At 52.9% G+C, this 9,566-nt stretch carries 3 protein-coding genes; all 3 read right to left on the bottom strand.

What is annotated here, in order from left to right; all coding sequences use genetic code 11:
* Positions 1–268: 268 nt before the first annotated feature.
* The 3 genes from ABX962_RS04895 to ABX962_RS04885 all read right to left on the bottom strand — a co-directional run bounded on the left by ABX962_RS04895 (position 269) and on the right by ABX962_RS04885 (position 9,414).
* Positions 269–715: a hypothetical protein gene (locus ABX962_RS04895; RefSeq protein WP_372717163.1), complete on the bottom strand. Its 447-nt coding sequence runs from the start codon at positions 713–715 to the stop codon at positions 269–271.
* A gap of 627 nt (positions 716–1,342) precedes the next feature.
* Positions 1,343–1,978, bottom strand: a complete 636-nt coding sequence (locus ABX962_RS04890; RefSeq protein ID WP_372717161.1) for a hypothetical protein — start codon at positions 1,976–1,978, stop codon at positions 1,343–1,345.
* A gap of 464 nt (positions 1,979–2,442) precedes the next feature.
* Entirely contained in the window at positions 2,443–9,414 is a 6,972-nt protein-coding gene (locus tag ABX962_RS04885) for a Calx-beta domain-containing protein (RefSeq protein WP_372717159.1), read from the bottom strand.
* Between the last annotated feature and the right edge of the window lie 152 nt (positions 9,415–9,566).

Here is a 9,566-nt window from a genome sequence, read left to right as displayed (position 1 = left end):
TGGGACAAATATTCTTACACAGCTGCCAGGGGTTGACAAGTGAGCAACAAAGAACCATCGGCATTTCGCAAATGCAACACTGCAATCACTCATCAACTCATTCTGGAAAAGCGATCAAAGATCAACACAACCTAGGGCAGAATTGGGCGGAATCGGAATTTCCTAATCCGTTGAACGCGACAAGCACCTGAGTTCACCCCCGTTTTCTTCGCTGCGATCTCAAGTGCTTTCGGATGACCACGAATAGGTGAGTTGCCTGGCAAAGCATTCAGCTCAAATAATTTTGCAAGATTTGCCCCCTTTTCTCGCCACCATCTCTTCTTCTTTGCTTTGCTTCGTCGAGTTCTTCTATCAACACCTGGACAGGTTTTATCGCGTAGTGACACCTTGTAAGGTTGCGTGTTGGAGTATTCCGTTCGATGATGGAATCAAGGGACTCTTCGGTAATTGCGATTTGACCATCCGATATTTCGATCGCCAGTAGATGGCACACGCAAAGTCGAGACCGTCCCTCAACCAGCATCCCATCGTTGTCGATCAGAATGGGAAGCAATAGCCCTCGCCTGCTGATTGATTCCACGAGCGGACCGAAGTCACGAGGACTAGTCTCCTCGACTGCTTCGCACTCCGGGCGCAACCCCCCGATACCGTGGTGCTTGACCAAAGTTCGGATGGCCGGCTTACGAAATCGGGACTCGTACTTCTTCTTCGCCATCTTGTTCTCCTCGGGCGTGGCAATGTGGACGAGGCGGCCATTTGATTACGACGAATGACACAAACGTCACAGAATCGTCACGTCGCTTCCAAAGCGTATGTGTGTTGTGAGCTCACACCAAAAGGTGTTCTCGGAGGAGATGCAAATCCCAAGGTCAATTCGGGGACTATCTCGCCGACGGGGATTTCAACCTAGAGTTTAAGAGTGCCCACATGTCAGCTGCGAGAAGTAAACCCATGCAGAGGGCGAACGAGCAACTGCCGGGCATCTTGAACAAAGGGCTTGACCTTCGACTGGCCAACCTCGTTCCACTGGCTCAATACATGCAAACCATCCTAAGAGATCCTGGATAAAGCTACGTGGCACGCTGCCCTCAAATCGCAGGCGCGCTGCGAACCTCGCTTTCAGCAAACTCAATATGAATTGAAAGCTGCCGAATCAATTCAAGGTCGCGTTTCATTGTCGTACATTTTGCGAGGGTTTTGATCGATCAACAAATTGCGATTACAGAGGCGCGGCGAGCGACTTTCCATTGCCAAGACGCCCGGCCCTTGTGACTTCGATTAACTGCCTGGTTCACAACCGTTGTCAGGCTATTGCGTGTTTCGCTAGGCGGGCATCCGCCCTCTACTTCGGGCGTTTGAAGATCATCTCATAGCTGGCACCACCGTAGGTTGATGTCGCACGTCTTGCGGTAACAAGTTCCCAGCCTTGGTTGCCCATGCGTTCAAGTGAGGATTCAAAGCTAGTATCAGACGGTGATTCAAGTGTGTACTCCCATTTCGTCGATGCGTTTTTGGTTTTGGAAAATCCGAAAACCTGGGCAGCCAGCAAGAGCGCAAGCAGAAGGATCACAGCCTGAATGTGGTTTTTTGTTAATACGGGTTTGAGCTGAGTTGTGCTGGTAGTTGGGTGGACTGGGGTTGTTGATGATTGCGGCAGGTTTGTTGCGTATACAGCGGTGGTAACGCAAGGAGAAGACGGAGGATCAGCTGGCATGTCAAACGGAGGCAAATCTGGTGGACCATTGTTTTCAGGCAGGTCGCCGAAAAAGCCGTTTTCAACGACAGGAATTTCTGCGGATGCCAATTCATCCATCCCGTTGGTTGGATCATTGATCGCGAGTGCATTCGTGTCTCGCAGAATCAGTACAGGCACCTTGCACTTCGGACAGCGGACTTTTCTGCCCTCAGCTTTCGCTTTTACGCGAAAGACGTGCCCGTTAGGGCATTGTGCAGCAATCTGTTCTTCGGTTGCAGACATGGTGTCGAACTAGGTGGGGATTATTCCGTTCAACGAATCGCGATCTATTCGGCCTTTTGCAAACGTTTAGATCGTGTATTGAACGTGACCTCTTTGGGTGTTAGTGATTTCAATCGAACGTCGATTGCTCGGTTGCCTGATTGTAAGCTAACCCAATTAAAAGATGCAAGCGTTTGCCACGGTTAACGCGGGTACGTTCGCTCATTTGCACGCTGGTGCACTGTGTTTTTCTTAAGTGATATACAGCGATCATTGCACCGGACCCAAGCTGGCCCCCAGCTTCGCGTTGCTCGTTAACTTTTATCAGCTCTCGACACGCCCAACGGCCGGCTCGACGTCAAACCCTAGGTCGTTCAAAGCATCAATCTGGGCGAACTGTTTCAACCCCACTTCGGTCAAGTGCCAGATAACTCAAGACTAACTTGCAGTTGGTCAACGTATTCTCGACAAGCTGGCGATAAACTTTAATTCGCCAAGCGGCAGACTCTTAACCTGCCGCTTACAGCTCGGTTCTCACTAGAAAAGCAAACGACGTCTTCATTGGACGCTTTGCCTTTGATCTTGTCTTTGATCGAGCCACTTAACGCCGCGAAGAATAGGTCACGACCAGAATCACCCTTCAATGTGTCTTTGTCGAAATCTTCTATTAAAGCTGTGGCGTTAAATGTGAATCCAGCGTTCATCCCACCCGGAGCGGCGTCTGTGAGATGTTCGCGCCGTCGCTGATAAGTGACGTCGTTGCGAGTCCACTGTTGATGAAGCGCATCCAGTGCGACAAGGTCTTGCTGATTAATCCAACCAGCCCCAAGCAAAAGATCGTTGCCCGATTCACCATCAAGCACGTCCCGCCCCTCACCGCCGATCAGAACGTCGTTGCCATTACCTCCAAGCAGCCTGTCGTTTCCAAGTCCGCCGACCACCACGTCGCTACCACTTCCGCCATTAAGTTTGTCGTTTCCGTCACCGCCCAAGATGAAAGATGGAACGCTGACTTTTGCATGGATATCGACGGTGTCGTTGCCATCGCCAACCATGACAACAATCGAATCAACAGCGTCAGCATCAATGTCACGGTCTATTTTCGTTTGGCCTTTTCCTTGATTGAGCTTGGTTTTTAAGTTCAAGGCCCCAGAATGAGACTTGATTACGATGTGGTCTCTGCCGCTAGTGCCAATCACAAACAGCGTTCTGTCGACGATACCAACACCGCTGATGACGATCGATTTTGAGTCGGTGTCGGTGCCGTTTGTCTTTCCATCGTCGACGGTTACGGTGGCCGTATAGATTCCTCCGTCGATATACACGTGACTCGCTGTGAACGTGTCCGCAGTTTGATTGACCTGACTCGGAGCGATTGTTTCAATAACACCGTCACCCCAATTGATCGTCACAATGTGAGTATCACCTACGTCGGCATCCTCGAACGAACCGCTAATCGTCACGGATTGGCCTGCAGTACCAGCATCCTGGAAGGATGGCGCAATCAACGTAACGATTAGCGGGCGTGAATTGCTTGAATTCCCGTCTATATCGGTTACCGTCAACGACCCGGTAGCGTCGGCAAGACCAACGGACGATGCCGTAAGTACTACTGTTTGCGAACCATCAACTAAGTCATCGATCACACCATCCACGGTTGCCGTTGTCGATGTTTGATTTGCCAGGATCGTGACGCTCGCCGGTGTAACAGAGGCTTCCGTGCCGTCGTTGATGGACAGGTTGACAACGGTGTCGCTCGCCACAGGAGTGGAAAGCGAGATGGTTACCGTCGTCGAACCGTTCTCAGCGATGCTGGCATCCGTTAACAACAAGCTCAAAGCGGTTGAATCAATATCGGTTACCGTCAACGACCCGGTAGCGTCGGCAAGACCAACGGACGATGTCGTAAGCACTACCGTTTGCGAACCATCGACCAAGTTATCGATCACACCATTCACGGTTGCCGTTGCCGATGTTTGATTTGCCAGGATCGTGACGCTCGTCGGAATGACAGAGGCTTCCGTGCCGTCGTTGATGGACAGGTTGACAACGGTGTCGCTCGCCACAGGAGTGGAAAGCGAGATGGTTACCGCCGTTGAACCGTTCTCAGCGATGCTGGTATCCGTTAACGACAAGCTCAAAGCGGTTGAATCAATATCGGTTACCGTCAACGACCCGGTAGCGTCGGCAAGATCAACGGACGATGCCGCAAGCACTACTGTTTGCGAACCATCAACCAAATTATCGATCACACCATTCACGGTTGCCGTCGCCGAGGTTTGATTTGCCAAAATTGTAACGCTCGCCGGTGTAACAGAGGCTTCCGTCCCGTCGTTGATGGTCAGGTTAACGACGGTGTCGGTTGATGCAGGAGTCGCAAGCGAGACGGTTACCGCCGTTGATTCGTTCTCAGCGATGCTGGCGTCGGCCAACGAGAGAGTCAGGTTGTTGATCGTGTTATCGACAACGTCAATTGATGTGGTCTGAGTGCCTAACGTTCCAGCGTCGGCCGTAATGAGAACGGTATGAGTCGTATCGTCGACGCCGTCATCGACACCCGAGATCATAAACGTACCACTCAACTCACCGGCTGGAATCGTGACACTGGATACGTCCAGCGTTGCTTCCCCCGTATCGCCACTGGATACGTTGATAGTAAGTTCCGACGTCTGTGCAAAATCCAGCGTGATCGTGCCGAGAGCCGATCCACCAACCTCGTCGATGACCGCGGGATTGACCGAAACCCGGAATCCAAAAACTTCGTTGTCCACAATGGTGCCGGAGGCCGTATCCGAGTCGTCCACCAAAGAATCAGGTGCTCCAAGAAAACGAGCCATAGCAAAGTCTTCACTGGCAGCGACAACGTATCCGGCAACGACGATTGATCCATTCTGCTGTAACGCCAATCCATGCGCATAGTCATTTCGAGAGTTACCGCTTGCAATGAATGATTGAGTCAACTGTCCGTCGACGCCGAATGTTGTATCCGGGGTGCCGTTGGCATTGAGTCGTGCAAGACCAATATCGCTATTGCTGAGATAACTATTCCCAGAAACTAGGATGCGACCATCGGGTTGAAGAACGAGCGAATTCGCACCATCACTTCCGCCGCTAAAGTCCAACGCAACCAATCCCCCGGAGCCAAAATCCGTGTCAAGCGACCCGTCAATGTTGTAGCGTGCCAGTGCGAAATCCGTGTCCAGACCATTATCCGTCAACCCGGCGGCGACAACCTTTCCATCGCTCTGTAACGCAATCGCAAACGCACTATCACGACGACTCGCCCCGAAGTCTGTCGTGACGATTCCGTCACGATCAAACGATGTATCAAGGGTTCCATTGGCAAGGTAGCGGACTAGAGCGAAATTGTTGTTTCCGCCCGTTGCGAGACTCGGCACCGTATATCCAGCAATCGTAATCTTGCCGTCTGCATCAATGACCGAACCGAAAGCCAGCTCATCGCCACCCAAATCGGTGATTGCAATCCCGCCACTGCCAAAAGTCGTGTCAAGCGTGCCGTCAGCTTCATACCGCATGACGACCATGTCGCTGGCACCGATCGCGAAAGTGTAACCGGTAACCACAATGCGACCGTCACTCTGAATGACCACGTCACGCGCTGTCTCCACGACGGCACCCGTATCAGTAATCGCGACTCCGTTGGTGCCAAATGAGGTATCGACCGTGCCATCCGGTAGTAACCTGGCCACTGCAAAATCTCGTTGACCATTCACAGTGGCCAACCCCGCGACTAGGATTTTTCCATCCGGCTGTAACGCGACCGCTTGCGCTTCATTATTCGCTCCATTGAAATCCAAAGTCACCACGCCGGAGGTTCCGAAAGAGGGGTCGAGTGTGCCATCGGGATTTCTGCGTATCAGCGAAAAATCGTACCCAGATGAAGAGTCGGTATAGTGATTGCCGGCTGAAATAATTTTACCGTCGTCCTGGATCTTGACCGCATAGGTGCGATCGCTACCGCCGCTGATGTCGGTGACGACGACGCCTTGATTGCCAAAACGGGTATCCAGGTCTCCGGGCAGCAAAACACCGTTTGGCGATGTCGCATCCAGTTGCACCTTGAAAGTTTCGTTCCCTTCCAAGATCAAATCATTATTGGTCGCGACAGTGAATTGATGGGTTTCACCCGGGTTCCCAACGAAGTTGAGTGTGACAGGTGCATTGTCATAGTCGGTGCCGCCCGTGGCAGTTTCGTCGACAAAAGTAACATGAACATCAAACGGGTCTTGCACCGCATTGTCCAGCATCACCGTGTACAACAGGCCCACACCTTCTACCGCAGTGACGTCCTGAATGGTGACTGCCGCACGATCGTCGTCGGCGATCGTTCCGGTGGCGATCGCACTCGTCGTAGCGATCGCGTAGCTTGATCCAGCGGTCACGGTGACGGTGACGGTTTCGCTGAGTTCGACGACCGCATCTGCCGCCGGATCAACGACAACCGTCGCAACGGTTTGCCCCGCTGCAAAGGCAACGTTACCGGATGCGTCCGCGTCATGATCTACCTCAGTGGTCGCGGTGCCACTAACCGCATAGTTGACCACAAGTTCGGGCGACTCCGCGTTCGCATTTGTTCGTTCAAACGTATACGTGAGCACGTCCGCGCCGTCTTCGACGACGGTGGAATTGACAAGCCGAACACCGACGACGCTGAGATCGTCATTACGAATCGTTCCTTTCGCCGAAGCTGAAAGAATGGTTGTAGACGAACTTGGATTGCTCAGCGTCACCACGAACTCTTGATCAAGTTCTTCGATCGCATCGCCGGAAACATTCACCGTAACTGTTTGAGTGGTTTCGCCATCGGCAAACGCGACCGTTCCACTCGGTAGCGAGCCACCGAAGTCCGCACCGTTCGCGGCGTCGGTGCCGCTTCCTGTAACCGTGTAATCAACGCTCGCCTGACCCGCACTACTACCGGAACGCGTCACGGTAAATGTGAATGGCGTGGTCGTGCCTGGATTACCCTCAAACTTGTCCGAGTCCGTTGTCGCAATTGAGAATTCGGAGTTCGGCGTGACAGGAACGCCACCAACCAAGCGAATCAGGGAATTGTCGAACGTTCCCGCACCCACCGCCATGCCTGCGACCACCACGTTATTGTCGGGCTGGATCGCAATGCTATTACCGAAATCGTCAGATCGGCTAACGGCGACCACCTGAGTCCCAAGGTTGCCAAAACCGCTATCGAGGGTCCCGTCGGAGTTGTAACGCAACACGGCCGTATCGAAGTTGAATCCGGTAGAAATCGATCCAGCCACTACGATCTTGCCGAAATTGTCGATGGCAACACTCACGGCGACTTCCGTTGTTGACCCGAGATCGGTAACCACGCTACCGCCAATACCAAAGCTTGTGTCCAGCGTTCCATCAGCGTTGTAGCGAGTCACCGCCACGTCGTAGTTGCCTGCGGTGCTTTTGGCCCCCGCAACGACTAACTTGCCATCATCTTGCAACGCCACGCCGCCGACGTAGTCGTCGCTGCCGCCAAAATCAGCGATCACTTTGCCGCCCACGCCGAACGTGGAATCAAGTGAACCATCGGCGTTGTATCGAGCAAGTGCGTGGTTGATCCCCCCGCCACCCGCATCGGTGTACCCAACGACAATGATCTTTCCATCGGTCTGAACTACAGTGCCGAAGGCCAAATCGGTGGTGCCGCCGAAGTCCGTTGTCACCTGACCATCACCATCAAACGATGCATCAGGAACACCATTGCTGTCCAGCCGAGCGATCGCAAAATCTGCGGACCCGAGAATGGTCGCTTGCCCAGCGATCACCAGTTTCCCATCAGATTGCACCGCAGCGCTTTGTCCGTAATCGTCATTGGAGCCAAAGCTGACCGTGACTTTGCCGTCGCCGCCAAACGAGGTGTCCAACGAACCGTTGGCGTTGTAACGCGCGGCGGAGAAATCCCAATTGGGACCGGTTTTTGAGCGGCCTGCGACCACCACTTTTCCCCCCGGCAACGCCACAACACTTTTCGCTTCATCGTCGCCGGAGGTGATGCTCGTGAAGACGCTGCCATCGCCAGCAAAAGTCGTGTCCAACGAACCATCGGCACGATAACGCGTTACCGCGTATCCGTACGCAGGCGAGTTAGATCGCCCCGCGACGATGATCTTCCCATCCTCGCCAATCGCAACACTTTGCCCTTCGTCAGTTGAATTGCCATAAGCAATCGCTAACGCACCATCTCCGGCAAACGTATTGTCCTTTTGACCATTAGGCAATAAACGTGCGACCGCAAAATCGAAATAGGTACTACTGCTGTTTGCGTATCCCGCAATCGCGAATCTGCCATCGCTATATAACGCAATATGATTGGCGCCACTGGTACCCGGCGATGGACCAGGGTTGGTGATCGATACGAGTTGGCTGCCATGATGACTGCCGAAACCCGTATCCAACGAACCATTGGAGTTGTAGCGAGTTAGTACCGTATAGGATATCGATGACAAATTAGGGTTAACCGAACTCCCGGCGACGACGATCTTATTGTCGCTCTGGATGACCACCGAACTCGCTTCGTCATCTCGAGTTCCGATATCTGTTGTCAACTTGCCATCAAGGTCAAACGTCGTATCAAGCGTCCCATTGCTGTTGTATCGAGCGACCGCGAAGTCAGAGTAGGCGCCTATCGTCGTTTTGCCGACCACCACGAGTTTTCCGTCCGCTTGGATTGCCACGCCACTGGCCTCATCCGAAGCCGATCCAAAGTCGGTGGTTAATTTGCCATCCCCGGAAAATGTCGAATCGAGCGAACCATTTTGATTGAAGCGAACCACAGCGAAATCGTAGTTGCCGGCGGTTTGCGTAGCGCCGGCAATGACAACCTTGCCATCATTCTGAATCGCAACACTCTTCCCGAAATCGTAGGTGCCGATGTCTGCGGTTGCGCGTCCGTCACCATCAAAACTCACGTCAAGTGAACCATTGGGAAGATACCGCGCTGCAACGAAATCGTAATTGGCAAGCGATGAGTTGCTAGCGACACCTGCAATGACGATGTTGCCATTGCTTTGTAGTGCTAAGCTATTCGCGGTAACCCGTAGCGGACCAAAACTTGTGTATTGGATTCCGTCACCGTCGAACGTCGTATCGTAGGAGCCATCTGGGTTGTATCGAGCCACCGCAAATAGATTCGTTGACCCTTCGGATGTGGTCCCGGCAACAACAATCTTGCCGTCGGACTGCACCGCCACACCGACTGCCTCGCCTGGAAACTTTGAGACATCTGATTCGTTAAAAGCGGTGTCAAACCCACCGCTACTGGTAAAACGAGCAATGATCCCGGTTGTACCGACAGCAATCATGCGACCACTGGCATCGACAGCGACGGCATTCGCTGCGTCGTATCTGGTTAAGTTGTTGTGCAGGTCCGTTGTAACAATCCCCGCAGTTCCAAACGATGCATCGAGTTCTCCCGCCAACAAGTGACGTGATTCAAGTTGCTGAAGAATGGATAAGCGACGACTCCTCCGATTCTGAGTGCGATTGCGTTCCTTTGACTTCCGACTCCGCTTGTAAGCACCAACAGATTCCAACTTAGGAAAGAATCGAAGATCGCGAATAAAACCCATCTGTG

The sequence above is a fragment of the Novipirellula sp. genome (genome assembly GCF_041583735.1).
Classification (GTDB): domain Bacteria; phylum Planctomycetota; class Planctomycetia; order Pirellulales; family Pirellulaceae; genus Novipirellula.
The sequence above is the reverse complement of the archived record's forward strand: the minus strand, read 5'-3'. Positions and strand labels throughout refer to the sequence as shown.

Coding starts and splice junctions, on each gene's coding strand:
- ABX962_RS04895 (WP_372717163.1), bottom strand. CDS start 715: ATGGCGAAGAAGAAGTACGAGTCCCGATTTCGTAAGCCGGCCATCCGA.
- ABX962_RS04890 (WP_372717161.1), bottom strand. CDS start 1,978: ATGTCTGCAACCGAAGAACAGATTGCTGCACAATGCCCTAACGGGCAC.